Annotated in this window: 31 protein-coding genes and 1 tRNA gene; 8 read left to right on the top strand and 24 right to left on the bottom strand. The window is 62.2% G+C overall.

Annotated features, from left to right (window positions below):
- Nucleotides 1-2: 2 nt before the first annotated feature.
- The 12 genes from rlmN to trmJ form a co-directional block, all read right to left on the bottom strand.
- Nucleotides 3-1,148, bottom strand: coding sequence for a dual-specificity RNA methyltransferase RlmN (rlmN, locus tag BLR26_RS26555; RefSeq protein ID WP_045196215.1), 1,146 nt, complete (start codon nucleotides 1,146-1,148; stop codon nucleotides 3-5).
- A 28-nt stretch (nucleotides 1,149-1,176) separates the two neighbouring features.
- Nucleotides 1,177-1,602, bottom strand: a complete 426-nt coding sequence (ndk, locus tag BLR26_RS26550) for a nucleoside-diphosphate kinase (protein ID WP_007964426.1) — start codon at nucleotides 1,600-1,602, stop codon at nucleotides 1,177-1,179.
- Between the two features lie 91 nt (nucleotides 1,603-1,693).
- Nucleotides 1,694-1,894, bottom strand: a complete 201-nt coding sequence (iscX, locus tag BLR26_RS26545) for a Fe-S cluster assembly protein IscX (RefSeq protein WP_045196212.1) — start codon at nucleotides 1,892-1,894, stop codon at nucleotides 1,694-1,696.
- Between the two features lie 13 nt (nucleotides 1,895-1,907).
- Complete coding sequence (fdx, locus tag BLR26_RS26540) at nucleotides 1,908-2,249, bottom strand: ISC system 2Fe-2S type ferredoxin (protein ID WP_045196210.1); 342 nt, start codon at nucleotides 2,247-2,249, stop codon at nucleotides 1,908-1,910.
- Nucleotides 2,250-2,252: 3 nt separating this feature from the next.
- Entirely contained in the window at nucleotides 2,253-4,115 is a 1,863-nt protein-coding gene (hscA, locus tag BLR26_RS26535; RefSeq protein ID WP_093388092.1) for a Fe-S protein assembly chaperone HscA, read from the bottom strand.
- Between the two features lie 42 nt (nucleotides 4,116-4,157).
- Entirely contained in the window at nucleotides 4,158-4,679 is a 522-nt protein-coding gene (gene hscB / locus BLR26_RS26530; protein ID WP_093388090.1) for a co-chaperone HscB, read from the bottom strand.
- Nucleotides 4,680-4,687: 8 nt separating this feature from the next.
- Complete coding sequence (gene iscA, locus BLR26_RS26525; RefSeq protein ID WP_045196204.1) at nucleotides 4,688-5,011, bottom strand: iron-sulfur cluster assembly protein IscA; 324 nt, start codon at nucleotides 5,009-5,011, stop codon at nucleotides 4,688-4,690.
- A gap of 28 nt (nucleotides 5,012-5,039) precedes the next feature.
- A complete protein-coding gene (gene iscU / locus BLR26_RS26520) occupies nucleotides 5,040-5,426 on the bottom strand; it encodes a Fe-S cluster assembly scaffold IscU (protein WP_002552476.1) in 387 nt (128 codons plus the stop codon).
- A 46-nt stretch (nucleotides 5,427-5,472) separates the two neighbouring features.
- The gene (locus BLR26_RS26515; protein WP_045196198.1) at nucleotides 5,473-6,687 is read right to left on the bottom strand and encodes an IscS subfamily cysteine desulfurase; all 1,215 of its coding nucleotides are present in this window, start codon (nucleotides 6,685-6,687) and stop codon (nucleotides 5,473-5,475) included.
- A gap of 42 nt (nucleotides 6,688-6,729) precedes the next feature.
- Nucleotides 6,730-7,221 (bottom strand): Fe-S cluster assembly transcriptional regulator IscR, encoded by a 492-nt coding sequence (gene iscR, locus BLR26_RS26510; RefSeq protein WP_036993915.1) that lies wholly within the window; start codon nucleotides 7,219-7,221, stop codon nucleotides 6,730-6,732.
- Nucleotides 7,222-7,374: 153 nt separating this feature from the next.
- Nucleotides 7,375-8,157: a serine O-acetyltransferase gene (gene cysE, locus BLR26_RS26505; protein ID WP_045196194.1), complete on the bottom strand. Its 783-nt coding sequence runs from the start codon at nucleotides 8,155-8,157 to the stop codon at nucleotides 7,375-7,377.
- On the bottom strand, nucleotides 8,158-8,916 hold the full coding sequence (gene trmJ, locus BLR26_RS26500) for a tRNA (cytosine(32)/uridine(32)-2'-O)-methyltransferase TrmJ (protein ID WP_093388088.1): 759 nt from the start codon (nucleotides 8,914-8,916) through the stop codon (nucleotides 8,158-8,160).
- Between the two features lie 145 nt (nucleotides 8,917-9,061).
- Between trmJ and suhB the strand changes: the two genes are divergently transcribed.
- A complete protein-coding gene (gene suhB, locus BLR26_RS26495) occupies nucleotides 9,062-9,880 on the top strand; it encodes a type III secretion system regulator SuhB (RefSeq protein WP_010223469.1) in 819 nt (272 codons plus the stop codon).
- A gap of 126 nt (nucleotides 9,881-10,006) precedes the next feature.
- On the opposite strand, the gene BLR26_RS26490 is transcribed toward suhB, so the two are convergent.
- From BLR26_RS26490 to queA, 6 genes are all read right to left on the bottom strand, one after another.
- Entirely contained in the window at nucleotides 10,007-10,555 is a 549-nt protein-coding gene (locus tag BLR26_RS26490; protein WP_045196190.1) for a glycine zipper 2TM domain-containing protein, read from the bottom strand.
- Nucleotides 10,556-10,675: 120 nt separating this feature from the next.
- Complete coding sequence (gene secF, locus BLR26_RS26485) at nucleotides 10,676-11,587, bottom strand: protein translocase subunit SecF (protein ID WP_045196188.1); 912 nt, start codon at nucleotides 11,585-11,587, stop codon at nucleotides 10,676-10,678.
- 9 nt (nucleotides 11,588-11,596) lie between these two features.
- Nucleotides 11,597-13,462, bottom strand: coding sequence for a protein translocase subunit SecD (gene secD / locus BLR26_RS26480; protein ID WP_045196186.1), 1,866 nt, complete (start codon nucleotides 13,460-13,462; stop codon nucleotides 11,597-11,599).
- 63 nt (nucleotides 13,463-13,525) lie between these two features.
- The gene (yajC, locus tag BLR26_RS26475; protein WP_010223473.1) at nucleotides 13,526-13,861 is read right to left on the bottom strand and encodes a preprotein translocase subunit YajC; all 336 of its coding nucleotides are present in this window, start codon (nucleotides 13,859-13,861) and stop codon (nucleotides 13,526-13,528) included.
- 47 nt (nucleotides 13,862-13,908) lie between these two features.
- Nucleotides 13,909-15,024 carry a tRNA guanosine(34) transglycosylase Tgt gene (gene tgt / locus BLR26_RS26470; protein ID WP_162195925.1) on the bottom strand — a complete coding sequence of 372 codons (1,116 nt, stop codon included), beginning with the start codon at nucleotides 15,022-15,024 and terminating at the stop codon, nucleotides 13,909-13,911.
- A 14-nt stretch (nucleotides 15,025-15,038) separates the two neighbouring features.
- The gene (gene queA, locus BLR26_RS26465) at nucleotides 15,039-16,088 is read right to left on the bottom strand and encodes a tRNA preQ1(34) S-adenosylmethionine ribosyltransferase-isomerase QueA (RefSeq protein ID WP_093388087.1); all 1,050 of its coding nucleotides are present in this window, start codon (nucleotides 16,086-16,088) and stop codon (nucleotides 15,039-15,041) included.
- A 108-nt stretch (nucleotides 16,089-16,196) separates the two neighbouring features.
- Between queA and BLR26_RS26460 the strand changes: the two genes are divergently transcribed.
- Nucleotides 16,197-16,281: transfer RNA gene (locus BLR26_RS26460), tRNA-Leu, on the top strand.
- A 49-nt stretch (nucleotides 16,282-16,330) separates the two neighbouring features.
- On the opposite strand, the gene BLR26_RS26455 is transcribed toward BLR26_RS26460, so the two are convergent.
- Both BLR26_RS26455 and sodC read right to left on the bottom strand, forming a co-directional pair.
- Nucleotides 16,331-16,636 (bottom strand): HigA family addiction module antitoxin, encoded by a 306-nt coding sequence (locus BLR26_RS26455; protein ID WP_093388223.1) that lies wholly within the window; start codon nucleotides 16,634-16,636, stop codon nucleotides 16,331-16,333.
- Between the two features lie 72 nt (nucleotides 16,637-16,708).
- The gene (sodC, locus tag BLR26_RS26450) at nucleotides 16,709-17,221 is read right to left on the bottom strand and encodes a superoxide dismutase family protein (RefSeq protein ID WP_093388085.1); all 513 of its coding nucleotides are present in this window, start codon (nucleotides 17,219-17,221) and stop codon (nucleotides 16,709-16,711) included.
- A gap of 138 nt (nucleotides 17,222-17,359) precedes the next feature.
- Here sodC and BLR26_RS26445 point away from each other — a divergent pair, with 138 nt between their 5' ends.
- The 4 genes from BLR26_RS26445 to BLR26_RS26430 all read left to right on the top strand — a co-directional run bounded on the left by BLR26_RS26445 (nucleotide 17,360) and on the right by BLR26_RS26430 (nucleotide 20,362).
- The gene (locus BLR26_RS26445; RefSeq protein ID WP_093388082.1) at nucleotides 17,360-17,836 is read left to right on the top strand and encodes a GNAT family N-acetyltransferase; all 477 of its coding nucleotides are present in this window, start codon (nucleotides 17,360-17,362) and stop codon (nucleotides 17,834-17,836) included.
- Nucleotides 17,837-17,912: 76 nt separating this feature from the next.
- Nucleotides 17,913-18,791, top strand: coding sequence for a bestrophin family protein (locus tag BLR26_RS26440; protein WP_093388079.1), 879 nt, complete (start codon nucleotides 17,913-17,915; stop codon nucleotides 18,789-18,791).
- Between the two features lie 392 nt (nucleotides 18,792-19,183).
- Nucleotides 19,184-19,420: a hypothetical protein gene (locus tag BLR26_RS26435; protein WP_093388076.1), complete on the top strand. Its 237-nt coding sequence runs from the start codon at nucleotides 19,184-19,186 to the stop codon at nucleotides 19,418-19,420.
- A gap of 276 nt (nucleotides 19,421-19,696) precedes the next feature.
- Nucleotides 19,697-20,362 carry a hypothetical protein gene (locus BLR26_RS26430; protein ID WP_093388073.1) on the top strand — a complete coding sequence of 222 codons (666 nt, stop codon included), beginning with the start codon at nucleotides 19,697-19,699 and terminating at the stop codon, nucleotides 20,360-20,362.
- Between the two features lie 14 nt (nucleotides 20,363-20,376).
- On the opposite strand, the gene phnE is transcribed toward BLR26_RS26430, so the two are convergent.
- From phnE to BLR26_RS26410, 4 genes are read right to left on the bottom strand one after another with little or no spacing between them, the layout of a single operon-like run.
- Nucleotides 20,377-21,144, bottom strand: a complete 768-nt coding sequence (phnE, locus tag BLR26_RS26425; RefSeq protein WP_093388070.1) for a phosphonate ABC transporter, permease protein PhnE — start codon at nucleotides 21,142-21,144, stop codon at nucleotides 20,377-20,379.
- Nucleotides 21,141-21,968: a PhnE/PtxC family ABC transporter permease gene (locus tag BLR26_RS26420; protein WP_093388067.1), complete on the bottom strand. Its 828-nt coding sequence runs from the start codon at nucleotides 21,966-21,968 to the stop codon at nucleotides 21,141-21,143. Before BLR26_RS26420 ends, phnE begins: the two co-directional genes overlap by 4 nt.
- Entirely contained in the window at nucleotides 21,962-22,756 is a 795-nt protein-coding gene (locus BLR26_RS26415) for a phosphonate ABC transporter ATP-binding protein (protein ID WP_093388064.1), read from the bottom strand. Before BLR26_RS26415 ends, BLR26_RS26420 begins: the two co-directional genes overlap by 7 nt.
- Entirely contained in the window at nucleotides 22,753-23,607 is an 855-nt protein-coding gene (locus tag BLR26_RS26410; protein ID WP_093388061.1) for a putative selenate ABC transporter substrate-binding protein, read from the bottom strand. Before BLR26_RS26410 ends, BLR26_RS26415 begins: the two co-directional genes overlap by 4 nt.
- A gap of 121 nt (nucleotides 23,608-23,728) precedes the next feature.
- On the opposite strand from BLR26_RS26410, the gene selD reads away from it, so the two are divergent.
- A complete protein-coding gene (gene selD / locus BLR26_RS26405; RefSeq protein ID WP_045196165.1) occupies nucleotides 23,729-24,763 on the top strand; it encodes a selenide, water dikinase SelD in 1,035 nt (344 codons plus the stop codon).
- A complete protein-coding gene (mnmH, locus tag BLR26_RS26400) occupies nucleotides 24,763-25,866 on the top strand; it encodes a tRNA 2-selenouridine(34) synthase MnmH (RefSeq protein ID WP_093388058.1) in 1,104 nt (367 codons plus the stop codon). The genes selD and mnmH overlap by 1 nt, the downstream gene beginning before the upstream one ends.
- The last annotated feature ends 1 nt before the right edge of the window (nucleotide 25,867 follow it).

The raw sequence follows: 25,867 nt of genomic DNA, 5'->3' as shown, positions 1-25,867 counted from the left end.
CTTCAGTTGCGCGCAGCGCTTTCTTGCACGTCACCGTCGGCATTCAACTGACGTACGGCGATATAGCGCTCGCTGCGGCGGGTGCGGTCCATCACCTGGCCGACCAGCTGGCCGCACGCCGCGTCGATGTCTTCACCACGGGTGGTGCGCACGGTAACGTTGTAGCCGGCGTGATGCAGGTGGTCCTGGAAACGACGGATGGCGTTGTTGCTCGGCCGCTCGTAACCGGAATGCGGGAACGGGTTGAACGGAATCAGGTTGATCTTGCACGGCACGTTCTTGAGCAACTCGGCCATTTCCACGGCGTGTTCGAGCTTGTCGTTGACGTCCTTGAGCAGGGTGTACTCAATGGTCAGCACGCGCTTTTCGCCCAGCTGCGACATGTAGTTCATGCAGGCTTCGAGCAGGACCTTGAGCGGGTACTTCTTGTTGAGCGGTACCAGCTCGTTGCGCAGCGCATCGTTCGGCGCGTGCAGCGAGAGGGCCAGGGAGACGTCGATGTGCTTGGCCAGCTCTTCGATCATCGGTACCACGCCGGAAGTGGACAGGGTCACCCGGCGCTTGGAAATACCGTAGCCGAGGTCGTCCATCATCAGGTGCATGGCGGCGACCACGTTGTCGAAGTTCAGCAGTGGCTCACCCATGCCCATCATCACCACGTTGGTGATGGCACGGTCGATGGTGGCCGGCACGCTGCCGAACGACTTGTTGGCAATCCACACCTGGCCGATCACTTCGGCGGCGGTGAGGTTGCTGTTGAATCCTTGCTTGCCGGTGGAGCAGAAACTGCAGTCCAGGGCGCAACCGGCCTGGGACGAGACACACAGGGTGCCACGCTTGCCCTGGGGGATGTACACGGTCTCGACGCAGCTGCCGGACGCCACGCGCACCACCCATTTACGGGTGCCGTCGCTGGAGATGTCCTCGCTGACCACTTCCGGACCGCGAATCTCGGCAACAGCCTTGAGCTTTTCGCGCAAGGCCTTGCCGACATTCGTCATGGCGTCGAAATCATCGACGCCAAAGTGGTGAATCCATTTCATTACCTGACCGGCACGGAAACGCTTCTCCCCGATAGAGTCGAAGAATTTTTCCATTTCCGGCTGGGTAAGCCCCAACAGGTTAGTTTTGCCAGTCGATGTCGTCATGGATTCACCCTCACCCGTAAGCTTTCGCTTAGCGAGTGGTTACCTCGGTAGCTGCGAAGAAGTACGAGATTTCGCGAGCAGCGGCGGCTTCGGAGTCCGAACCGTGAACGGCGTTGGCGTCGATGGACTCGGCGAAGTCAGCACGGATGGTGCCGGCAGCAGCTTCTTTAGGGTTGGTAGCGCCCATCAGCTCACGGTTCAGAGCGATGGCGTTTTCGCCTTCCAGAACCTGGACAACAACAGGACCGGAGATCATGAAGGCAACCAGGTCGCCGAAGAAACCGCGCTCTTTGTGCTCAGCGTAGAAGCCTTCGGCTTCGGCTTTGGACAGTTGCTTGAGTTTCGAGGCAACGACGCGCAGGCCGGCTTTTTCGAAACGGGTGGTGATCTCGCCGATCACGTTTTTAGCAACGGCGTCAGGCTTGATGATCGAGAAAGTACGTTGAACAGCCATGGTGAAACTCCAGAAACGTTGAGTGAAGCGAAAAATTAAACCCGCGAATTATACGCGGGTTCCGGGGGATTGCCTAACCTGCCGAGCGCGCTCAGTCGGCTTCTTCGATCCAGGCCGCCTGGATGGCTTCGAGAACCTTCTCGCCGCCACGGGTCGGATCGTCACTGAATTCCGGCAATGCCAGCACCCAACGGTGCAGATCGACGAAGTTCACATAACGAGGATCGACTTCCGGCTTGCTTTCGGCAAGCTGGATTGCAATTTCAAGTACATCAACCCATTTCAGGCTCATGTCGGCTCCAGGATCAATGCGGCGCTTCGGCAGCGTGGTTGAGCGAGTATTTCGGAATCTCGACAGTTACATCCTCGGTACCGACCACGGCCTGACAGGTCAGGCGCGACGTAGGCTCAAGGCCCCATGCGCGATCCAGGAAGTCCTCTTCCAGCTCGTCAGCCTCATTGAGCGAATTGAAACCTTCGCGAATGACGCAGTGGCACGTGGTACAGGCGCAGACGCCACCACAAGCGCTTTCGATCTCAATGTGGTTGTCATGGGCCACCTCGAGAATGGATTTCCCGGTCTCGGCCTCCACGACCATGCCATCCGGGCAGAATCTCTCGTGGGGCAGAAAAATCACCTGCGGCATCAGTTATTCCTCGATCTCATTCAGGTTGCGCCCGGCCAAAGCGGCTTTTACCGTCGAATCAAGGCGACGGGCGGCAAAGGCATCGGTCACCTGCGACAGACGCTTGGTCTGTTGCTCGATGGCCGCGCCATCGGTGCCGTTGATCAAATCACGCAAGTCTTGCATCTGTTGCTCGATTGCCAGGCGCTCTTCGGCGTCCAGCAGGCGTTCGCCATCGGCGTCCAGGGCGCCCTGTACCGCTTCGAGCAGGCGCTCGGCGTCGACCTGGTGCTCGCGCAGCTGGCGCGCCACCTTGTCGAAACCGGCATGCTCGAAGGAGTCCTTGAGCATACGGGCGATTTCGCCGTCGGTCAGGCCGTAGGACGGCTTGACCTGGATGCTCGATTCGACACCCGAGCCCAGCTCGCGCGCCGAAACGCTGAGCAGGCCGTCGGCATCGACCTGGAAGGTCACGCGGATCTTCGCCGCACCGGCAACCATCGCCGGGATGCCGCGCAGTTCGAAGCGCGCCAGGGAGCGGCAGTCACTGATCAGTTCGCGCTCGCCCTGCAGCACATGAATCATCATGGCCGACTGGCCATCTTTGTAGGTGGTGAACTCCTGGGCGCGGGCAACCGGGATGGTGGTGTTGCGCGGAATCACCTTCTCCATCAGCCCACCCATGGTTTCCAGACCCAGGGACAACGGAATCACGTCCAGCAGCAGCAATTCGCCACCATCACGGCGGTTGCCAGCCAGGGTATCGGCCTGGATGGCGGCGCCGATGGCGACTACCTGGTCCGGGTCGATTTCGGTCAGCGGGGTACGCCCAAACAACGTGCCGACGGCCTCGCGCACACGCGGCACGCGGGTCGAACCACCGACCATGACCACTGCGGCAACTTCTTCGAGCTCGACGCCGCTGTCACGCACGGCGCGGCGGCAGGCCTTGAGGCTGCGGGCGACCATGGGCTCGATCAGGGCATCGAAGGCACTGCGGGTCAGCTCGGCCTGCCAGTTGCCATAGGCGACCCTGACCACATCAGCATTGGTCAGGGCCTCTTTGGCTGCGCAGGCGGTCTGCAGCAGCTGGCGCTGGGCACCCGGATCGAGGTCCGAGGACAAGCCGGCCTGCTCGACAATCCAGCTGGCGATGGCGTGGTCGAAGTCGTCGCCGCCCAGGGCGCTGTCGCCACCGGTGGCCAGCACTTCAAAGACACCGCCGGTCAGGCGCAGGATCGAGATATCGAAAGTACCGCCACCCAGGTCATAGATGGCCACCAGGCCTTCGGCATTCTGGTCCAGGCCATAGGCCACGGCCGCCGCGGTCGGCTCGTTGAGCAGGCGCAACACGTTCAGGCCGGCCAGACGCGCGGCGTCCTTGGTGGCCTGGCGCTGGGCGTCGTCGAAATACGCCGGCACGGTGATCACCGCGCCAACCAGTTCGCCGCCGAGGGTCTCTTCGGCGCGCTGGCGCAGCACCTTGAGGATGTCGGCCGAGACTTCCACCGGGCTTTTCGGGCCCTGGACGGTGTCGATGAACGGCATGTGCGACTCGCCACCGACAAAGCGGTACGGCAGTTGCTCACCCAGTTGCTTGACGTCTGCCAGGCCACGGCCCATCAGGCGCTTGACCGACAGCACGGTGTTGAGCGGGTCGCTGGAGGCGGCGTCGCGGGCGCTCTGGCCGACATCGATGTGGTCAGCGTGATAGCGCACTGCGGACGGCAGGATCACCCGGCCTTGGGCATCGGGCAGGGGCTCGCTGCGGCCGCTGCGCAGGGCAGCAACCAGGGAATTGGTGGTACCAAGGTCAATACCCACCGCCAGGCGACGCTGGTGCGGCTGGGGGCTCTGACCGGGTTCGGCGATCTGCAGTAGGGCCATGCTTATCTGAATACCAGGGGCGCCGCCAGAAGCAGCGCCGGGTTAGTCGTCGAGGCGCTCTTCCAGCTGGCGCACTTCGTAGGCGAGCTTGTCGAGAAACTGCATGCGGCGCATCAGGCGCTCGGCCTGTTCACGCTGCGCAGCATCATCCCAGCAGGCGGCGAAGTCCTCGTTGAGTGCTTCCTGGGCGGCTTTCAAGCGACGCTTGAAGACGGCCACGCCATCGAGGTCGGCACTGTCCTGGAGGTCTTCGAGCTCTTCACGCAGCTGCATCTGCTGCAGCAGGAACTCGGGATCATGGACGGTGACTTCCTGCGGCACTTCATGGCCGCCGATCGCCAACAGGTAGCGGGCACGCCGGGGCGCGCTCTTGAGAGTCTGGTAGGCCTCGTTCAGCGCAGCCGAACGCTCCAGCGCAATGCGCTGTTCACGTTCGGAGGCATCGGCGAAGCGATCCGGATGGACCTCGCGGGCCAGCTCGCGATAGCGAACAGCCAGCTTGTCGAGGTCCAGACGGAAGCCAGGTTGCAGGTCAAACAGGGCGAAATGACAAGGAGTACCCACGCGCAGCCTCAGACGTTGAAGCTTTCGCCGCAGCCACACTCACCGCGCACGTTGGGGTTGTTGAACTTGAAGCCTTCGTTCAACCCTTCCTTGACGAAATCCAGCTCGGTACCGTCGAGGTACGTCAGGCTTTTCGGATCGATGATGACCTTTTCGCCATGGCTTTCGAAGACCTGGTCATCGGAGGTTACTTCATCGACGAACTCCAGCACATAGGCCAGGCCCGAGCAGCCAGTGGTGCGCACGCCAAGGCGAATACCTTCACCCTTGCCGCGTCCGTCGAGGGAGCGCCGCACATGTTTGGCGGCGGCTTCTGTCATGCTGATAGCCATCGAGACTCCTTACCTGCAACAGGCGACCTTAGAGCAAACCTTTCTTCTGCTTGTAATCGCGCACGGCCGCCTTGATGGCGTCCTCGGCGAGTACCGAGCAGTGGATTTTAACCGGCGGCAGCGCCAGTTCTTCGGCCAGCTGGGTGTTCTTGATGGTTTCCGCTTCGTCCAGGGTCTTGCCCTTCATCCACTCGGTAGCGAGGGAGCTGGAAGCGATGGCCGAACCGCAGCCGTAGGTCTTGAACTTGGCGTCTTCGATAACGCCCTGCTCGTTGACCTTGATCTGCAGGCGCATGACGTCGCCGCACGCCGGAGCGCCGACCATGCCGGTGCCGACATCCGGGTCCTCGGCATTCATCTTGCCGACGTTACGCGGGTTTTCGTAGTGGTCGATGACCTTTTCACTGTATGCCATGGTGCAATTCCTTCCTCATCAGAGAGCCGCTCTTGCCGGCGACTACTTAGTGCGCAGCCCACTCGATCTTGGAGATGTCGACGCCGTCTTTGTACATATCCCACAGCGGCGACAATTCGCGCAGCTTGGTTACGGCCTCGCAAACCTTCTGCGCGGCGTAGTCGATTTCTTCTTCGGTGGTGAAGCGACCGAAGGTAAAGCGGATCGAGCTGTGTGCCAGTTCGTCGTTGCGGCCCAGGGCACGCAGCACGTAGGACGGCTCGAGCGAAGCCGAAGTACAGGCCGAGCCGGACGAAACGGCCAGGTCCTTGAGCGCCATGATCAGCGACTCGCCTTCGACGTAGTTGAAGCTCAGGTTCAGGTTGTGCGGAATGCGCGCGGTCATGCTGCCGTTGATGTACAGCTCTTCGAGGCCTTCAACCTGCTTGTAGAAGCGGTCGCTCAGGGCCTTGATGCGCAGGTTCTCGCTGGCCATCAGCTCTTTGGCGATGGCGAAGGCTTCGCCCATGCCGACGATCTGGTGGGTGGCCAGGGTGCCCGAACGCATGCCGCGCTCGTGACCGCCGCCGTGCATGGTGGCTTCCAGGCGCACGCGAGGCTTGCGGCTGACGTACAGCGCGCCAATGCCTTTAGGGCCATAGGTCTTGTGCGCCGAGAACGACATCAGGTCGACCTTGAGCTTTTGCAGGTCGATCTCGACCTTGCCGGTGGACTGCGCGGCATCGACGTGGAACATGACGCCGCGGGCGCGGGTCAGCTCGCCAATGGCGGCGATGTCGTTGATGGTGCCGATTTCGTTGTTCACGTGCATGATCGACACCAGAATGGTGTCTTCACGCAGGGCAGCTTCAACCATAGCCGGGGTGATCAGGCCATCGGCGCCTGGCTCGATGTAGGTCACTTCAAAGCCTTCACGCTCCAGCTGACGAGTGCTGTCCAGGACAGCCTTGTGCTCGATCTTGGAGGTGATCAGGTGCTTGCCCTTGGTGCTGTAGAAGTGCGCGACGCCCTTGATTGCCAGGTTGTCGGACTCGGTGGCACCGCTGGTCCAGACAATTTCACGCGGGTCGGCATTGACCAGGTCGGCGACCTGGCGACGGGCGTTCTCGACCGCTTCTTCGGCTTTCCAGCCAAAGACGTGGGAGCGCGACGCCGGGTTACCGAAGTTCCCGTCGACCAGCAGGCAGTCGCTCATCTTCTGGGCAACGCGTGGATCGACCGGGGTGGTCGCGGAGTAATCGAGGTAGATCGGCAACTTCATTGAATATCTCCTATCAGGCGGTCGCGCCGCGCGTCGAAACGGTCATTCGACGGCGGACGTCTCAATCTTGTCCAGCTGCGGTGCCCGGCCTGCGATACGACGCAGGTCCTGGCGCTGGGCGACTTCTTGTACCTCACGGCGAGTGACAAGGTCAGCCAGGCTGATGCCGCTGAGGAATTCGTGAATCTGCTGGCTGAGGTCGCACCACAGGTGGTGGGTCAGGCAGGTGTCGCCGGCGTGGCAATCACCCAGCCCCTGGCAGCGCGTGGCATCGACCGATTCGTTGACCGCGTCGATGACCTGGGCGACCTGAATGCTCTCCATGCTTCGCGACAGCTGGTAGCCGCCGCCAGGGCCGCGCACACTGGAAACCAGGCTGCTGCGGCGCAGCTTTGCAAACAGCTGCTCCAGATAAGAGAGGGAAATGCCTTGGCGCTCGGAAATGTCGGCCAGAGACACCGGCCCATTCTGCGCGTGCAACGCCAGGTCGAGCATGGCGGTCACGGCGTATCGGCCTTTTGTAGTCAGTCGCATGGCTAGTAGGTACCACGGGGTTACGGGATGGGAGCGAGTATGCTATTCCCGAGCATTTAAGTCAACTATAAGACCTAGTGCTTTAGTCGGGTTTACCGCAAGAGGGCGGCGGAATGATAGCAAACTAAGGGGCGCTTGCGCACGCCCCTTCTGTCAATGCGTCGACGCGTCGCTGCGGGCCTCATCCTTGATCTCGGCGAAGTCCTCTTCACGCAGTGCCGGCAGCTCCTTGGCGCAGTAGTCACTGCCAAGATTCTTAAGCGCGCCGCACATGTCTTCCAGGCGCCCGTCGACCGCCTGCAGGTGGTCAAGCAACTGACCAATGGCGCGGGCCACCGGGTCGGGCATGTCTTCGCTGACGCCATAGGCATCGAAGCCGATCTTCTCGGCCATGGCCTTGCGCCGGGCCTCGACCTCGGCATCGGTCTTGACGATGATCCGCCCGGGGATACCCACCGCAGTCGCGCCGGCCGGTACCGCCTTGGTGACCACCGCGTTGGAACCGATCTTGGCTCCGGCGCCGACGGTGAACGGCCCCAGCACCTTGGCCCCGGCACCAACGACCACGCCGTCTTCCAGGGTCGGGTGACGCTTGCCCTTGTTCCAGGTAGTACCGCCCAGGGTTACGCCTTGGTAAAGGGTGACGTCGTCGCCGATCTCTGCAGTTTCGCCGATGACGATACCCATGCCGTGGTCAATAAAGAAGCGCCGGCCCACCTTGGCACCGGGATGGATCTCGATCCCGGTCAGCCAACGGCCGAAGTTCGACACCAGCCGCGCCAGCCACTTGCAGTCCCGTCGCCACAGCGCGTGCGCCGCGCGATGCAGCCAGATCGCGTGCATGCCGGGGTAGCAGGTCAGCACTTCAAAGGCATTGCGCGCCGCCGGGTCGCGGTGGAAAACGCTCTGGATATCTTCACGCAGACGCTCGAACATCTATTGATCCTTGCGCTTATGCGGCTCGCCACGGGCCGCTTTCTGGGTTTCGGTGAGAATGCCGCGCAAAATACTCATTTCCGAACGATCCACCGAGCTGCGCCCGTACAGGCGACGCAGGCGCGGCATCAGGTGCCTGGGCTTGAGCGGGTCGAGAAAGCCGATATCGACCAGGGTCTTTTCCAGGTGCTGGTAGAACAGCTCCATTTCATCCATGGTCGCCAGCTCGCTGCTGTCGACTACTTCCACCGGCGACGCCTGCCCTTCCTGCGCCAGCCAGGCCATGCGCACCTCATAGGCCAGCACTTGCACTGCGGCGCCGAGGTTCAGCGAGCTGAAGTCCGGGTTCGAGGGGATGTGCACATGGAAATGGCAACGCTGCAGCTCTTCGTTGGTCAGGCCGGCGTGCTCACGGCCGAACACCAGGGCAATCTCTTCGCCCTGAACGGCATGCTCGATGACCTTGCTGGCGCACTCGCGCGGGTCGACCAGCGGCCAGGGGATGCGGCGCTCGCGGGCACTGGTACCGAACACCAGGTTGCAGCCGACCAGCGCCTCTTCAAGGGTGGCGACCACTTGTGCGCCGCCCAGCACATCATCGGCACCCGACGCACGGGCATCCGCCTCGGGCGAGGGAAAATGCTGCGGATCGACCAGCACCAAGCGCGACAAGCCCATGTTTTTCATGGCACGCGCAGCGCCGCCGATATTGCCGGGGTGGCTGGTATTGACCAGAACAACACGAATATTTTGCAGCAAGGCGAGCGCTCACAGACGTTGCGAAGGGGGAGCAAATCTTACAGAAGCGACCGACTTTACGCTACGAAAGCAAATGTCACCCTTCTTCGCGCAAAGTTTTCTGCTAGAATGTTCGGCTTTCTTTAACGACCCAGGTGAAACGTCCATGCAGCCCATGCTGAATATCGCGCTGCGCGCCGCCCGCAGCGCCAGTGAATTGATTTTCCGCTCCATCGAGCGCCTGGATAGCATCAAGGTTGATGAAAAAGACGCCAAGGATTACGTCTCCGAAGTCGATCGCGCCGCAGAGCAGAAAATCATCGATGCCCTGCGCAAGGCCTACCCGAACCACTCCATCTACGGCGAAGAGACCGGCCTGCATGCCGGTAGCGGCGAAGAAGGCAAGGACTACCTGTGGATCATCGACCCACTGGATGGCACCACCAACTTCCTGCGTGGCGTTCCGCACTTTGCTGTCAGCATTGCCTGCAAATACCGTGGCCGCCTTGAGCACGCCGTGGTGCTGGACCCTGTCCGCCAGGAAGAATTCACCGCCAGCCGTGGCCGTGGCGCCCAGCTGAACGGCCGCCGCCTGCGCGTCAGCCCTCGCACCAGCCTGGAAGGCGCCCTGCTGGGTACCGGCTTCCCGTTCCGCGACAACCAGATGGCTGACCTGGACAACTACCTGGGCATGTTCCGCGCCCTGGTTGGCCAGACCGCCGGCATCCGCCGCGCCGGTGCTGCCAGCCTGGACCTGGCCTACGTTGCCGCCGGTCGTTTCGATGCCTTCTGGGAATCGGGCCTGTCGGAATGGGACATGGCTGCAGGCGCCCTGCTGATCCAGGAAGCCGGCGGCCTGGTGAGCGACTTCACCGGTGGCCACGACTTCCTCGAAAAGGGTCACATCGTTGCTGGCAACACCAAGTGCTTCAAGGCCGTTCTGACTGCTATTCAGCCGCACCTGCCTGCTTCGATCAAACGCTAAGTACGATCGAGCACAAAAAAAGCACCCTTCGGGGTGCTTTTTTTTGGCCTGTAGGAGCGGGCTTGCCCCGCGATAGCGATCTAACCGTTACACCGCATCGCGGGGCAAGCCCGCTCCTACAGTAGATTACTGGCCAGCCTGGGCCTGGCTCAGTACCAGCTTGCCTTCTTTATCCAGCGGAATTTGCGAACCCGGGTCACGGTCCATGCGCACCTGACCGACCTTGTCGCCGATCGAGTATTTCACGTCATAGCCGACCACCTTCTCGCTCAGGTCGTTGACCGTGTTGCAGCGGGTTTGCGTGGTGGTGTAGGTATCACGCTCCTGCATGCCTTCCTGGACCTTGTTGCCGGCATAGCCGCCACCGACCGCACCGGCCACGGTCGCGATCTTCTTGCCGGTACCGCCACCGATCTGGTTGCCCAGCAGGCCACCTGCCAGCGCACCGACCACGGTACCGGCAATCTGGTGTTGATCCTTGACCGGCGCCTGACGCGTCACAGTGACGTCCTTGCACACTTCACGGGGTGTCTTGACCGTCTGCTTGACCGGCTGCACCGCCAAAACTTCGGCGTATTCCGGCCCGCCCTTGACCAGGCTGTAGGTGGCAACAGCACCTCCGGCTGTTACACCGACAGCACCCAGAACCGCACCCACCAGCATCGATTTGTTCACCTGAACCTCCTGATCATACCTGCGGAACATTGCCCGCCTTCTCCCTGCCTTGGAGCATAAAAAAAGGCGCGAGTTCAACACTCGCGCCCTTTTGTACGACCAACAGTGCGGGAAATTCCCTTATGGACGGTCGTCCACACCTTCGGCTTTCACCGTCGGGATCAGGTCTTCACTGTTCAGGTTCAGCCAGATCAGCACCACGTTGGCGATGTAGATCGACGAGTAGGTACCGGCCATGACACCGATGAACAGCGCCAGGGAGAAGCCCCACAGGTTGTCACCACCGAAGAACAGCAGCGCGGCAATCGCCAGCAAGGTCGACACCGAGGTCGCCACGGTCCGCAGCAGGGTCTGGGTGGTCGAGATGTTGATGTTCTCGATCAGCGAAGCCTTGCGCAAAACCCGGAAGTTCTCACGTACCCGGTCGAATACGACGATGGTGTCGTTGAGCGAGTAGCCAATGATCGCCAGCACCGCCGCCAGCACCGTCAGGTCGAAGGTGATCTGGAAGAACGAGAGGATACCCATGGTCACGACCACGTCGTGGATCAGCGACAGGATCGCACCCAGGGCGAACTTCCACTGAAAGCGGAAGGCCAGGTAGATCATGATGCCGCCCAGGGCCAGAAGCATGCCCAGGCCACCCTGGTCGCGCAGCTCTTCACCGACCTGCGGGCCAACGAACTCGACACGCTTGACCACCGCCGGGTTGTCGGTGCTGACCTTTTGCAGCGCCTCGGACACGCGGTTACCCAGTTGCGGATCATCGCCCGGCATACGCACCAGCAGGTCGGTGGTAGCACCGAAACTCTGCACCACGGCGTCCTGGAAGCCGGCCTTGACCAGCTCTTCACGGACCTCGCCAAGGTTGGCTGGACGCTCGTAGGTCAGCTCGATGAGCGTACCGCCGGTGAAGTCCAGACCAAAGTTGAGGCCTTTGTAGAACCAGCTGAACAGCGCCAGCACGGTCAGAAGCAGGGTGATGCCGAACGCAAGGTTGCGCACACCCATGAAGTTGATTGTACGTAACATGGCAGCCCCTTATACCCACAGCTTCTTGATATCACGCCCGCCGCAGGTCAGGTTGACCATTGCACGGGTGACCATGACGGCCGTGAACATCGAGGTGAAAATCCCGAGGGACATGGTAACCGCGAAGCCCTTGACCGGGCCGGTACCCATGGCGAAGAGGATGCCGCCGACCAGCAAGGTGGTCAGGTTGGCGTCGACAATCGCCGTGTAGGCACGGTTGAAACCTTCGTGGATGGCGCGTTGCACCGACATGCCATTGGCCAGCTCTTCGCGGATCCGCGAGAAGATCAGCACGTTGGCGTCAACCGCCATACCCATGGTCAGGACGATACCGGCGATACCCGGCAGGGTCAGCGTTGCCCCCAGCAGCGACATCAGCGCCAGCAGCATGACCATGTTACCGGCCAGGGCGATGGTCGCGATCAGGCCGAAGAAGCGGTAGATGGCCATGATGAACAGCGAGACAAACAGCATGCCCCACAGGGATGCGTCGATACCCTTGGTGATGTTGTCGGCACCCAGGCTCGGGCCAATGGTGCGCTCTTCAGCAAAGTACATCGGCGCCGCCAGGCCACCAGCACGCAGCAGCAGGGCCAGTTCCGACGACTCGCCCTGACCGTTCAGGCCGGTGATGCGGAACTGGCTGCCCAGTGGCGACTGGATGGTCGCCAGGCTGATGATCTTCTTCTCTTCGGTGAAAGTCTGCACGGCAACGTCTTTCTCGACGCCGTCAACCATCTGCTTGACGTAGCGCGTGGTTGGACGCTGCTCGATGAAGATCACCGCCATGCTGCGGCCGACGTTGCTACGGGTAGCACGACTCATCAGCTCGCCACCATGACCATCCAGACGGATGTTCACCTGCGGACGGCCCTGCTCGTCGAAGCTGGCCTGGGCGTCGGTCACCTGGTCACCGGTGATGATCAGGCCACGCTCGACCGCAGCCGAACGACCGCCTTCACGGAACTCGAAGGTTTCGGTGGTGGCTTTCGAGGCACCAGGCTCAGCACCCAGGCGGAATTCGAGGTTGGCGGTCTTGCCGAGAATACGCTTGGCTTCGGCGGTGTCCTGCACGCCTGGCAGCTCGACCACGATGCGGTTGGCACCCTGGCGCTGAACCAGTGGCTCGGCTACACCCAGCTCGTTGACGCGGTTACGTACCGTGGTCAGGTTCTGCTTGATCGAGTATTCACGGATTTCCGCGACCTTGGCCGGGGTAATCGCCAGGCGCAGCACCGACAGACCGTTGCGCTCGGTGGTGGTCAGCTCGAAATCGTTGAAATTCTTGCGGATCAGGCTGCGGGCCTGTTCGCGGGATTCGTCATCGGAGAAGCCCAGCTGGATGCCGCCATCTTGTTGCGGCAGGCTGCGATAGCGCACGCGCTCTTTGCGCAGCAGGCTCTTGACTTCGCCTTCGTAGACTTTCAGGCGCGCCGACATGGCTTTGTCCATGTCCACTTCAAGCAGGAAGTGCACACCACCGGAAAGGTCCAGGCCCAGCTTCATCGGGCTTGCGCCCAGGTTGCGCAGCCATTGCGGGGTAGTCGGGGCCAGGTTGAGCGCTACTACATAGTCGTCGCCCAGTGCCTTGCGCACTACATCCTTGGCTGGCAGTTGGTCTTCCTGTTTGCTCAGGCGCACCAGGCCAACCTTGCCCTTCTCGCCCAGGCTCGCGGCCTTGACCTGGATACCGGACTCGTTGAGCGCCTTGCTCACGCGGTCCAGATCGGCCTGAGTGACCTGCAGTGCAGTACTGGCACCGCTGACCTGAACGGCCGGATCATCAGGGTAGAGGTTGGGAGCGGAATAAATAAAACCGATCGCCAGTACCACCAGGATCAGTGCGTATTTCCACAGAGGGTATTTGTTCAGCATCACGCCGCCCGTTCAAGACGCGGGGCGCCTTGCGCGCCCCGTCGATTGGTAAAAAACTGAAACTTAGATCGCTTTGAGCGTGCCTTTAGGCAGGGTCGCGGCTACGGCGCCCTTCTGGAACTTCAGCTCGACGTTGTCGGACACTTCCAGAACCACGAAGTCGTCGGCAACTTTGACGATCTTGCCGGCGATACCGCCGTTGGTGACAACTTCGTCACCTTTTTGCAGGTTGCTCAGCAGGTTTTTCTGCTCTTTGGCACGTTTGGCCTGCGGGCGCCAGATCATCAGGTAGAAGATGACCAGGAAACCGACCAGGAAAATCCACTCGAAGCCAGTACCGGCTGGGCCGGCGGCTGGGGCAGCTGCGTCCGCGTATGCGGCAGGGATCAGAAAGCTCATTTAGCACTCCAGTTGCAAATCAGTACTTGTTAGGGATCGACAGAACATCAGTCCAAGGGCGGCACAGGCAGCCCGCGCTTGGCGTAAAAGGCATCGACAAAGGCGGCCAATGTACCTTGTTGAATAGCCTCGCGTAAACCAGCCATCAAGCGCTGGTAATGACGCAAGTTATGGATCGTATTCAACATACTGCCCAACATTTCGCCGCATTTATCCAGATGATGCAGATACGCGCGGGAGAAGTTCTGGCAGGTATAGCAATCGCAGGTCGCGTCCAGGGGCGAATCATCGTGGCGATGGAACGCGTTACGGATTTTCAGCACGCCGGTATCGACAAACAGATGGCCGTTGCGCGCGTTGCGCGTGGGCATCACGCAATCGAACATGTCGACGCCGCGGCGCACACCCTCAACGAGATCTTCCGGCTTGCCTACCCCCATAAGGTAACGAGGTTTGTCAGCCGGCATCCGCCCTGGCAGGTAGTCCAGGACCTTGATCATTTCGTGCTTGGGCTCGCCCACCGACAGGCCGCCGATGGCCAGGCCGTCGAAGCCGATCTTTTCCAGGCCTTCGAGCGAGCGCATGCGCAGGTTCTCGTGCATGCCACCCTGAACAATGCCGAACAGCGCCGCAGTGCTGTCGCCATGGGCGTTCTTCGAGCGCTGGGCCCAGCGCAGGGACAACTCCATGGACACCCGGGCGACGTCTTCATCGGCCGGGTACGGGGTGCACTCGTCGAAGATCATCACCACGTCCGAGCCCAGGTCACGCTGGACCTGCATCGACTCTTCCGGGCCCATGAACACCTTGGAGCCGTCGACCGGCGAGGCGAAGGTCACGCCCTCTTCGCGGATCTTGCGCATGGCGCCCAGGCTGAACACCTGGAAACCGCCGGAGTCGGTGAGGATCGGGCCCTGCCACTTCATGAAGTCGTGCAGGTCGCCGTGGGCCTTGATCACCTCGGTGCCCGGGCGCAGCCACAGGTGGAAGGTGTTGCCGAGGATCATGTGCGCGCCGATCGCCTCGATGTCGCGCGGCAGCATGCCCTTGACCGTGCCATAGGTGCCCACCGGCATGAACGCCGGGGTCTCGACCACGCCACGCGGGAAAGTCAGGCGGCCGCGACGGGCCTTGCCGTCAGTGGCGAGCAATTCGAAGGACATACGACAGGTGCGACTCATGCTTGATCCTCGGGGCCGCGTGGCGCCGGATTGCGGGTGATGAACATGGCATCACCGTAACTGAAGAAGCGGTACCTGTGTTCGACCGCCGCCGCGTAGGCAGCCATGGTCTCGGGGTAACCGGCGAAGGCCGAAACCAGCATCAGCAGCGTGGATTCAGGCAAATGGAAGTTGGTCACCAGGGCATCGACCACATGGAACGGCCGGCCCGGGAAGATAAAGATATCGGTATCGCCACTGAAGGCCTTGAGCTCGCCATCACGGGCGGCGCTTTCCAGCGAACGCACGCTGGTGGTACCCACGGCAACCACGCGCCCGCCACGGGCGCGGCAGGCGGCCACGGCGTCAACCACATCCTGGCCGACCTCCAGCCACTCTTTATGCATGTGGTGGTCTTCGATGCGCTCGACCCGCACCGGCTGGAAGGTACCAGCACCTACATGCAAAGTGACAAAGGCGGTTTCCACACCCTTGGCGGCGATTTTGGCCAGCAGTTCTTCGTCGAAGTGCAGGCCGGCGGTTGGCGCGGCCACGGCGCCAGCGCGCTCGGCGTACACCGTCTGGTAGCGCTCGCGGTCGGCGCCTTCATCCGGACGGTCGATATACGGCGGCAGCGGCATGTGGCCAACGCGATCAAGCAGCGGCAGTACCTCTTCGGCAAAACGCAGCTCGAACAGCGCATCGTGACGGGCGAACATCTCGGCCTCGCCACCGCCATCGATGAGAATCTGCGTGCCAGGCTTGGGCGCCTTGCTCGAACGCACGTGGGCCAGTACCCGGTGGCTGTCGAGCACGCGCTCGACGAGGATTTCCAGCTTGCCGCCGCTGGCCTTCTGGCCGAACAGACGCGCCGGAATCACCCGGGTATTGTTGAACACCATCAGATCGCCCGGGCGCAGATGCTCGAGCAGGTCGGTGAACTGGCGATGCGCCAGTGCCCCGCTCGGCCCGTCCAGGGTCAACAGCCGGCTGCTATGGCGCTGCGCCAGCGGATGGCGAGCGATCAGGGAATCAGGGAGCTCAAAGGAGAAATCGGCGACGCGCATGATGGTGTTCGGTTCGACAGGGCCGGAAAGTTTAGCCGAAACCGTGAAAATTGACCATGAAAGCTGATTGACCAACGGTAGGCGCCTCTCTATACTTCGCCGCCACAAGCCCTGATGGCGGAATTGGTAGACGCGGCGGATTCAAAATCCGTTTTCGAAAGGAGTGGGAGTTCGAGTCTCCCTCGGGGCACCAAACGCAAAAAGAAACCGACCCCAGGGTCGGTTTTTTTGTGCCCGGCAATTCAAGCACAAGCCACCAGGCGCCGCACTTGCCGGTGGATCTCATCGCCGTGATTCAACTCGGCCGTGCGCAGGTCAAACGCCGTCTGCAGGTTGAGCCAGAACTCCGGCGTAGTGTCCAGGCAAGTGGCGAGGCGCAAGGCCATGTCTGCCGAAACGCCACGACGTCGAGAAAGAACCGCATTTATCGCAGAGACAGACACGCCCAACGCGCGAGCCAAAGCGGCGACACTAACACCCAACTCACTCTGAAAATCTTCGCGCAGGACTTCCCCTGGGTGTACCGGACGCATGGCGTTTTTGCAGATCATGATGCACCTCAGTGAAAGTCCGTTATTGCAACACGTGCAGGCCTAGCGCATTGCGCAGTGGATAGCCCTTTATTGCACCACCCCACACGCAATCCGCGCCCCACCACCCCCCAACGCCTGCGGGTGATCGCTGTGGTTATCGCCGCCGCCATGCACCATCAGCGCATGGCCCTTGAACTCGTCGGCCTTCAGGCGTGGGGCCAGGACCGGGTAGCGGGCGGTGCCGTCGGCGCTGACATACAAGGCGGGCAAGTCGCCCTTGTGCCCGGCATCGTCGTACGGGCCCAGGTGTTTTTTACTCTGCTGCGGGTCCCAATGCCCGCCCGCAGAACCTGCCGGCGTGGTCTTGCCGTCGGCGGTGGCCGGTGCGCAGGAGGGGTTTTCGTGCAGGTGAAAGCCGTGTACGCCCGGCGGCAAGTCGCGCAGGTCAGGCGTGAGCAAAGTGCCGTACTTATTCTGTTCAAGGGTAATGGTACCGACAGGTTTGGCGCTGCCGTCGGCGCCCACCAGGGCCATTTCCACGGTCTGGGCCTGAGCCAGGCCCGCTGTTGCCAGGGCGGCGGTGAACAGAAGTGCTTTCATGATGTTGCTCCTTGTGGGTCGATGCAGCCGAAGGGCACCTTATCAAGGTGGACCCTGGCGCAGCGTGGGGATTCCATTACCAGCTTTGTCGAAGTGTGTAGGATCACTGTTCCCCTCATTTGCTGATCGAGTCGCGCCATGCAATTGACCCACCGCCCCGTCCAGCCTCAGGACATCGCTGCCATCTGCTGCTTCCCCCAAGGCCCGGACGAGCTGTTCTACATGTTCCCCAAAGCTGCGTACCCGCTGACACCCGTGCAATTGAGCGAGGCCATCGCCCAGCGCAGCGGCTCCACTGTGGTCGAGGGTGACGGTACGCTGCTGGCCTTTGCCAACTTCTACAAGGCCGAGCACGGCGGCGTGTGCGCCCTCGGCAATGTGGTGGTGGCCCCCGCCGCGCGCGGTCATGGCGTGGCGCGTTTTCTGGTGCAGAGCATGATCGAGCTGGCTCGCAGCCAGTTCGAAGCGCGCGAGGTGCAGGTGTCGTGTTTCAACAGCAATGCCGCCGGGCTGCTGCTTTATCCACAGCTGGGCTTTGAGCCTTTTGCCATCGTCGAACGTGAGGGCCCCGGCAATACACGGGTCGCATTGGTGCAGATGAAGCAGGCGCTGTAGCCGATCGATGAGCTGGAACGAACCTTGAGCGTGCGAGGGCGTCCGATCTTGTGCATTCGCCGTTCGAGGTTCACCTGTGAAAGACGCCATTGCCCGCAAATACCGCCTGATCGTCAAAACCCTCGGCTACGTCGGTTGGTCGCTGTTCTGGCTGCTGATCTGGGACGTGCTGGTAACCATCGATTTCATGCTGTTCTTCAACAGCAAGTTCACCCTGCCCCTGATGCCACTGACCCTGCTCGGTTCAGCGCTGGTGGTGCTGGTGAGCTTTCGCAACAGCAGCGCCTACAACCGCTGGTGGGAAGCGCGCACCTTGTGGGGCGGGTTGGTAAATAGTTCACGCAGTTTCGCACGCCAGGTGCTGACGCTGATCGATGATTTGGATGACGGCGTCAATCCGATCAAGACGACGTTGCTGCGCCGCCATATCGCCTATGTGAACTGCCTGGCCGCACACCTTCGCGGCGAACCGTGCCCGGATGAACTGATGGCCTTCATCCCGCCCGAAGAATTCGCCCGGCGCAGCCGCTCGAACAACTTCGCCAACGACATCCTCACCGGCTCTGCGGCGCTGCTAACCCGTGAATACAAGGCCGGGCGCCTGGACAGCATTCGCCTGGCGCGGCTGGAATCGACCCTGGTCGACCTGTCCAACAGCCAGGGCGGCATGGAGCGCATCGCCAACACACCGCTGCCCTACCCTTACGTGTATTTCCCGCGGCTGTTTATTTCGCTGTTCTGTTTGATCGTACCGATCGGGCTGGTCGAATCGCTGGGCTGGTTTACCCCGCTGGCGTCGACCGTGGTGGGGTTTATGCTGCTGGCCATCGAGCGCATCGGCACGGATTTGCAGAGCCCGTTCCGGATCAGTGAGCATCAGATTCAGATGGATAGCATCTGTGAAACCATCGAACGGAACCTGGAATCAATGCAGCGGGATTCGCAGTGCCTGTAGGAGCGGGCTTGCCCCGCGATCAATCCTGCAGCCGCCATCATGCGCAAGTTGCACTGGCCCCATCGCGGGGCAAGCCCGCTCCCACTAGTCCGGTGTGAATACCGCTGTTTCGCTGTTTCGTGTAGTCCATTTCCCAAGCATAATCCCCAGGCACTTCAGTTGTTGCGCCTGCGTCGCTAGCTGCCTAGTCTTGGCCGGTCGTTGCCAAATCAACGACCGGTTTTGACAGACCGTTTCACACTTAGGCGCTACAGCTGTCGATATGGCAGCTGTACGTGGGGCACATTCGTGTGCGCCGGGTTCCTAAGTCCCTGGTCTGTCAACCCGCGTACAGCTGCCACCCTTTCGTTTGACAGCGGCAGGTGGTAGCTCCGATGACTTAGGAGTTGACCATGCTGAAAATAGTCCCCGATCCCCCGCTTCTCCCCACCGATTCCCCTCATTGCCTTGAAGACATCCTCGTACAGGCCGGCGAGCATCTGACTTGTGCTTTGGCTGTTGGCCAGCAAGCGGTGTTGTTGCATCCCGATTTGCATGGACAGGCGCTGGTGCGTACTGCCCTGCACGAGATGGAAGCTGCGCGCTGGCGAGTTGAACAGGCACTGGCCTGCGTTCCGGTAGCCCACTGATAGCAAGCGCTTCGCGCTCGATCGCTGGCAAGGCCAGCTCACGCAGGGTTCGGCGAACACAGGTCCACTGTGGGGGGCCGGCCTTGCCGGCGATTGGCGGCGCAGCCGACTCGAGGATCACTCCATGTGCACTGAAACAGTCGGCCCTGCAAGCCTTACCAGGTTGTCCGCGAGACTGGGTTTGCAGCAAGCCGAGAACACATCCGCCAAAACCCAGTGATGATTTCCCCGGCGCGGCCGTTATCCTCCAGGTAAGCCCCTGCCCATGAGGTAACGATGTTTCAACAATGGAGCGAAATGCTGCAGCTCTACAAACGCAGCCGCCCGAACTATTGGCACGCCATCCGCAACAATCCGCTGGCCCCGCACCTGTTGCCGACCTGGCTGGTGGTGCTGGCAACCGTCCTGGTGGTCAGCGCCTCGTTCAGCGTGCAACAACACCCCCTAGGCCCGGTCACGGTGATGCTCAGCACCAGCCTGTGCATGTGGGCGATGTTGCTGGCCCGTGAGTACTTTGTCGCCGAGCAGTTCAAAAGCCTGTATCAACGCCACGCCATCGCCAGCCAGCCGCTGCTGCAGCGCGACAGCTACCTGCGCTACGCGCATTTCCTGCAGATGCTTGAGCAGAACGCTGTCAGTGCAGCCCAGGCTGGCGAGATCGCGGCGTTTGCAAAGATCTCCGAAAACCCGCCCAAGTCGTTGAACCTGACCCAGAACGCGATGTTCGTGGCGATCATCACCTTCCTCGCCACCATCGCCGCCGAGAAAGCCAAGCTCACCGAGCTGTGGGCGTTCGGCAAAGGCAACCTGGTCATCCTGTTGACCTTCGCCGTGTTGCTGGTGCTGTGGTTCGGCCTGATGGTGGTGCGTGATCACCTGCACTACAAGGAGCGGATCATCCGCTACCTGGAATGGGCCAGCCATGATCTGCCCAAGCCCTGATCATCCTGCGGCTTTCAAGCCCGCACAAAGCGCTGCCGGAGCACATCGCTCAAGGCATCGACCAGCAGCACCAGCACCAGCATGGCGATGATCACCGTGCTGGCCCGGGCTTCCTGGAACAGGCTCAGGGTGGTGTAGAGCATCTGCCCCAGGCCGCCGGCACCGACAAAACCCAGCACGCTGGCCATGCGGATGTTGTTTTCCCAGCGGTACAGGCTGTAGGCAAGCATCTGCGGCCAGAGGTTAGGCAAGGTGCCGAAGCAGAATGCAGTGACCTGGCTGCCGCCTTGCAGACGAATGGCCGCAGCCGGCTCTGGCGGGGCGTTTTCCAGTGCCTCGGCGAACAGCCGGCCGAGAACACCTGAGGTGTGCAAAGCCAGGGCCAGGGTCCCGGCATTGGGCCCAAGGCCCGCGGCCAGGACGGTCAAGGCCGCCCACACCAGCTCTGGTATCGCGCGCAGGGCGTTAAGCAGCAGGCGCGCAACGCCTTGCAGCGGCCAGCCGAACCGCCCGGCGGCAGGCAAGGCCAGCATCAGCCCGAGCACCACCGCTAGCAAAGTACCCAGGCCCGACATGGCCAGGGTTTCCAATGCGCCCTTGGCGACCGCCCGCAGGTGCTCGGGGCTCAGGTCGGGGCTGAGGAAGCGCAGCGCATAAGCGCCCATCTGCCCTAACCCGCCGTTGCCAAACAGCGCCTGCAGATCAAGGCTCAAGTAAGCGAACGAAGCTGCCACCGCCGCCACCAGTGCCAGCACCAGCGCGGTATTGATCAGCACTCTCATGCCAACCTCCCGCGCAGCAGGCGGCTGAGCTGGTCGGCCAGCCATACCAGCAACAGAAATGTCAGCAGCATGCTCGCCACCTCGGCGCCGGCGAACATGCGCATGGAGAGGTCGATCTGCTGGCCGAGCCCCCCTGCACCGACAAAACCCATCACCACCGAGGCACGGATCGCACACTCCCAGCGGTACACCGTATAAGACACCAGCTCCGCCGCCGCAGTCGGCAGGATGCCGTAGCAGAACGCGCTCAAGCGGCTGCTGCCGGTCTGCAACAAGGCATGCGCCGGGCGCTGGTCGACCGATTCGAAAATCTCGGCATAGACCTTACCAAGCATGCCGCTGTAGGTGATGGCGATGGCCAGCACCCCGGCGGTCGGGCCCAGGCCCACGGCACGCACGAACAGCAGCGCCCAAACGATCTCCGGCACGCTGCGCAAAAAGATCAACAGGCCGCGCACCGGCAGACGCAGGATGCGCGACCAGAAGCCCAGGCGACCGCCACGGGAAGCGGCGCGCAACGACAGCGCCCGGCTGGCCAGCAGGCTGGCCGGGATCGCCAGCAGCAAGGCCAGGGTCATGCCGGCGGTGGCTACGGCCAGGGTTTGCAAGGTGGCCTCAAGCAGCAGCCGAAGAAAGTCCGCTTCATGGGCTGGCGGCCAGAAGGCGCTGACAAAATTACCCATCTCCCGGCGGTTATCGGCCTGCAGAAGCACCCCAGGGTTGAGCTCGCTGAGGCGGATACCCGGCCACAGCAAGGCTATCGCCAGCAGCGCCAGCAGCAGCCTGGGCAACGCCGCCGGGTCACGGCGATCGGCCTTCAGCATCGGGGAATCTGCAGGTTCAAGGCCGGCAGCGGTAACGCCGGCGGCAGCAGTTGCTCGTTGGCATACAAGGCATCGAGCATGGCGCTGGACACCTCGCTCGCCGGGCGGTCAAAGACGATGCGCCCCTCGCGAATACCGATAACCCGCGCAAAATGCGCCAGCGCCAGCTCTACCGCATGCAGGCTGGCGATCAGGGTCACGCGGCGTTCGCTGGCATGCTGGTTGAGGGTTTTCAGGCTGTGTTCGGCGAGCACCGGGTCCATCGCCGAGACCGGTTCGTCAGCCAGCAAAATCTGCGGTTGCTGGTACAACGCGCGGGCAATGCCGACCCGCTGCAACTGGCCACCGGACAATTGCCCGCACTGGACAAAAATCTTCTCGGCCATGCCAAGGGTCGTCAGCACCTCGCGCACACCGGCGACATCCGTCGGGTGCAGCAGGTTGAGCAGCCCGCGCAAGGTGCTCCACTGTCCCAGGCGCCCGGCCAGTACTGCGGTTACCACCCGCTGGCGTGGTGGCAACGGCGGCGTCTGGTGGATCAGGGCGATACGCGCACGCAGGCGCTGAAGCGCAGCGGCCGACAAGCGCCAGGGTGTCACGCCGAGCAGCTCTACGTTGCCGGTACTGGGCGCGATGGCCGTGCCCAGCAGTTGCAGCAAGCTCGACTTGCCCGCCCCCGACGGGCCGATGATCGCCACCCGCTCGCCGGCGCCAACCTGTAGGTCGATGCCGTGCAGCGCCTGGACCTGGCCGTGGCGCAGGCTGGCGCCGCGCAAACGGATGGTCATTTCAGCAAGTCGGCGGCGCGCGCGGCCTCTTCGATGCCCTTGTAGTTATCCGGGCTGGTTTCGATGAAGCGGCTCGCAGCCTGCAGGTCGAGGATGACTTTGTCGTCAGGTTTGGCCGGATCAAGGTCGAGGAAGGCCTGCTTGATCCTGGCTTTGAGTGCCGGCTCGAGGCTGCCGCGCACGGTCCAGTTGTAGTCGTAGTAGCTTGGGGTGGTGGCGAACACCTTGACCTTATTGGTATCGACCTTGCCTGCGGCCACCAGTTTGTCCCAGACGCTGGCATTGAGCACGCCGGCGTCGACCTTGCCGGCCTGGACCCAGGCGGCAGTGGCGTCGTGGGCACCGGAATAGGCAACGCGGCTGAAGTAACTCTCCGGCTTGATGTTGTCATTCTTGAGCATGAAGTAGCGCGGCATCAGGCTGCCCGAGGTGGACGAAACAGAACCGAAGGCAAAGGTCTTGCCCTTGAGGTCGGCAAGGCTCTTCACATCAGGATTGGCAGTGATGAATTTGCTGGTGAACTTGGCATCCTGTTCGCGCTGCACCAAAGGCGTGGCGGTCGGGTCCTTGAGATGTACCTGGACGAACGTAAAGCCGCCGAGCCAGGCCAGATCCAGGCGATCGGTGGCCAGCGCCTCGACCACCGCCGGGTAGTCGGCCACCGGCACAAACTGGACCTTCATCCCCAGCTTCTGCTCCAGGTACTCGCCCAATGGCTTGAACTTGCGCAGCAGTTCGGTCGGCGCTTCGTCAGGGATGGCACTGACTCGCAGTGTGTCGGCCGCCATGGCCAGGTAGGACGAGCACGACAATACCAGGCCGGCAAACAGCGCCAGGGGACGTTTGAGCATGGGGATTCTCCGGTTCAATAGCGGGGAAAGGGCCACACGGGCCACCCCGGAAATTATAAGAGGCATCGGCGTAAAGACCAGCTTTGCTACACTCGGGCCTTCACGAATTTTCGAGGTGCGTATGAGCGAGCCGATTCGCCTGACCCAGTACAGCCATGGCGCCGGCTGTGGCTGCAAGATCTCTCCGAAGATGCTCGAGGTGATCCTCGCCGAAAGCGGCACCCAGGCCCTGGACCCCAAGCTCTGGGTCGGCAACGCCTCGCGCGACGACGCAGCCGTCTACGCCCTCGATGACGAACGCGGTGTGGTTTCGACCACTGACTTTTTCATGCCCATCGTCGATGACCCCTATGACTTCGGCCGCATCGCCGCCACCAACGCCATCAGCGACATCTACGCCATGGGCGGTGACCCGCTGATGGCCATCGCCATTCTTGGCTGGCCGGTCAATGTGCTGGCGCCGGAAGTGGCCCGTGAAGTGATCCGTGGCGGCCGCGCCGTCTGCGCCGAGGCCGGTATTCCGCTCGCCGGGGGCCACTCCATCGATGCCCCCGAGCCGATCTTCGGCCTGGCCGTGACCGGCGTGGTGCAAAAGCGCCACATGAAGCGCAACGATACCGCCACCGTCGGTTGTCGCCTGTACCTGACCAAGCCGCTGGGCATCGGTATCCTCACCACCGCCGAGAAAAAAGCCAAGCTGCGCGACCAGGACAAGGGCCTGGCCCGCGACTGGATGTGCACCTTGAACACCCCGGGCAGCCGCTTCGGCAAGCTGGCCGGGGTCAAGGCCATGACCGACGTCACCGGCTTCGGCCTGCTCGGCCACCTGGTGGAACTGGCCGACGGCAGCGGCCTCAGCGCCCGCCTGAACTACAGCGCGGTGCCCCGCCTGCCGAGCGTTGAGCACTACCTGAGTGAGGGCTGCGTTCCGGGCGGCACCCTGCGCAACTTCGACAGCTATGGCGAAAAAATCGCCGCGCTGAGCGACGAGCAAAAGCACCTACTGTGCGACCCGCAAACCAGCGGCGGCCTGCTGGTGGCGGTGGCGCCAGAGGGTGAAGCGGAGTTTCTCGCCGTGGCCGGCGAACTGGGCCTGAACCTGGCGCCAATCGGCGAGCTGGTCGAGCGACAGAGCCATGCAGTTGAGGTGCTTTGATGCGCGACAACTGCACCGACTACCGCCAGCTGTTTCTTAACGATGTAGCCATGATGGACATGCGCGCCCCGGTCGAATTCAGCAAGGGCGCCTTCCCCCACGTGATCAACCTGCCGCTGATGAACGACCTTGAACGGCAGAAGGTCGGCACCTGCTACAAGCAGCAGGGCCAGCAGGCCGCCATCGACCTCGGCCATCAACTGGTCAGCGGCCCGCTCAAGGACCAACGCATTGCCGCCTGGGCGGCCTTCGCCCGGGCCAACCCCGAGGGTTACCTCTACTGCTTTCGCGGCGGCCTGCGCTCGCAGATCGCCCAGCAGTGGCTCAAGTCTGAAGCCGGCATCCACTACCCCAAGGTGGTCGGCGGCTACAAGGCGATGCGCAACTTCCTGCTGCATACCACCCAGCAAGCGGTAACCGACTGTGACTTCGTGCTGATCGGCGGCCTCACCGGCACCGGCAAGACCGAGGTGCTGCAAACGCTGGACAATGCGCTTGATCTGGAAGGCCACGCCAATCACCGCGGCTCAAGCTTCGGCAAACGCGCTACCGGCCAGCCGGCACAGATCGACTTCGAGAACCAGCTGGCCATCGACGTACTGAAAAAACGCGCACGCGGCGTCGAGCAATTTGTACTCGAAGATGAGGGCCGCATCGTCGGCAGTTGCACCCTGCCGCTGGAGCTTTACCAGGGCATGCAGCACTACCCGCTGGTGTGGCTGGAAGACAGCTTTGACAACCGGGTCGAGCGGATTCTGCGCGATTACGTGATCGACCTGAGCGCCGAGTTCGTTGCCTTGCACGGGGATGAAAACGGCCTGCCGCAGTTTGCCGAACGCCTGACCCAAAGCATGGCCAACATCCTCAAGCGCCTCGGCGGCGAGCGTTATCAGCGGTTGTCGGCGTTACTCGAGCAAGCGCTGCAAGAGCAGCTTCACACGGGTGAGGTGGACCTGCACCGAGCCTGGATCAGCGGCCTGCTCAACGAGTACTACGACCCGATGTACGCCTACCAGCGCCAGAGCAAGGCCGAGCGTATCGAGTTTGCCGGCGACCAGCGCGAAGTGCGCGAGTACCTGCGTGCTCGCGCCACCCGGCGCTGAC

The sequence above is a fragment of the Pseudomonas sp. UC 17F4 genome (assembly GCF_900101695.1).
In the GTDB taxonomy this organism is placed as follows: Bacteria; Pseudomonadota; Gammaproteobacteria; order Pseudomonadales; family Pseudomonadaceae; genus Aquipseudomonas.
The sequence above is the reverse complement of the archived record's forward strand: the minus strand, read 5'-3'. Positions and strand labels throughout refer to the sequence as shown.

Coding starts and splice junctions, on each gene's coding strand:
- BLR26_RS26435 (WP_093388076.1), top strand. CDS start 19,184: ATGCTGAAAATAGTCCCCGATCCCCCGCTTCTCCCCACCGATTCCCCT.
- queA (WP_093388087.1), bottom strand. CDS start 16,088: ATGCGCGTCGCCGATTTCTCCTTTGAGCTCCCTGATTCCCTGATCGCT.
- rlmN (WP_045196215.1), bottom strand. CDS start 1,148: ATGACGACATCGACTGGCAAAACTAACCTGTTGGGGCTTACCCAGCCG.
- iscA (WP_045196204.1), bottom strand. CDS start 5,011: ATGGCTATCAGCATGACAGAAGCCGCCGCCAAACATGTGCGGCGCTCC.
- BLR26_RS26515 (WP_045196198.1), bottom strand. CDS start 6,687: ATGAAGTTGCCGATCTACCTCGATTACTCCGCGACCACCCCGGTCGAT.
- tgt (WP_162195925.1), bottom strand. CDS start 15,024: ATGTCCTTCGAATTGCTCGCCACTGACGGCAAGGCCCGTCGCGGCCGC.
- BLR26_RS26430 (WP_093388073.1), top strand. CDS start 19,697: ATGTTTCAACAATGGAGCGAAATGCTGCAGCTCTACAAACGCAGCCGC.
- phnE (WP_093388070.1), bottom strand. CDS start 21,144: ATGAGAGTGCTGATCAATACCGCGCTGGTGCTGGCACTGGTGGCGGCG.
- secF (WP_045196188.1), bottom strand. CDS start 11,587: ATGTTACGTACAATCAACTTCATGGGTGTGCGCAACCTTGCGTTCGGC.
- hscA (WP_093388092.1), bottom strand. CDS start 4,115: ATGGCCCTACTGCAGATCGCCGAACCCGGTCAGAGCCCCCAGCCGCAC.
- iscX (WP_045196212.1), bottom strand. CDS start 1,894: ATGAGCCTGAAATGGGTTGATGTACTTGAAATTGCAATCCAGCTTGCC.
- mnmH (WP_093388058.1), top strand. CDS start 24,763: ATGCGCGACAACTGCACCGACTACCGCCAGCTGTTTCTTAACGATGTA.
- BLR26_RS26420 (WP_093388067.1), bottom strand. CDS start 21,968: ATGCTGAAGGCCGATCGCCGTGACCCGGCGGCGTTGCCCAGGCTGCTG.
- secD (WP_045196186.1), bottom strand. CDS start 13,462: ATGCTGAACAAATACCCTCTGTGGAAATACGCACTGATCCTGGTGGTA.
- BLR26_RS26445 (WP_093388082.1), top strand. CDS start 17,360: ATGCAATTGACCCACCGCCCCGTCCAGCCTCAGGACATCGCTGCCATC.
- yajC (WP_010223473.1), bottom strand. CDS start 13,861: ATGAGCTTTCTGATCCCTGCCGCATACGCGGACGCAGCTGCCCCAGCC.
- iscR (WP_036993915.1), bottom strand. CDS start 7,221: ATGCGACTGACTACAAAAGGCCGATACGCCGTGACCGCCATGCTCGAC.
- BLR26_RS26410 (WP_093388061.1), bottom strand. CDS start 23,607: ATGCTCAAACGTCCCCTGGCGCTGTTTGCCGGCCTGGTATTGTCGTGC.
- selD (WP_045196165.1), top strand. CDS start 23,729: ATGAGCGAGCCGATTCGCCTGACCCAGTACAGCCATGGCGCCGGCTGT.
- BLR26_RS26415 (WP_093388064.1), bottom strand. CDS start 22,756: ATGACCATCCGTTTGCGCGGCGCCAGCCTGCGCCACGGCCAGGTCCAG.
- cysE (WP_045196194.1), bottom strand. CDS start 8,157: ATGTTCGAGCGTCTGCGTGAAGATATCCAGAGCGTTTTCCACCGCGAC.
- fdx (WP_045196210.1), bottom strand. CDS start 2,249: ATGCCGCAGGTGATTTTTCTGCCCCACGAGAGATTCTGCCCGGATGGC.
- sodC (WP_093388085.1), bottom strand. CDS start 17,221: ATGAAAGCACTTCTGTTCACCGCCGCCCTGGCAACAGCGGGCCTGGCT.
- ndk (WP_007964426.1), bottom strand. CDS start 1,602: ATGGCTGTTCAACGTACTTTCTCGATCATCAAGCCTGACGCCGTTGCT.
- suhB (WP_010223469.1), top strand. CDS start 9,062: ATGCAGCCCATGCTGAATATCGCGCTGCGCGCCGCCCGCAGCGCCAGT.
- iscU (WP_002552476.1), bottom strand. CDS start 5,426: ATGGCATACAGTGAAAAGGTCATCGACCACTACGAAAACCCGCGTAAC.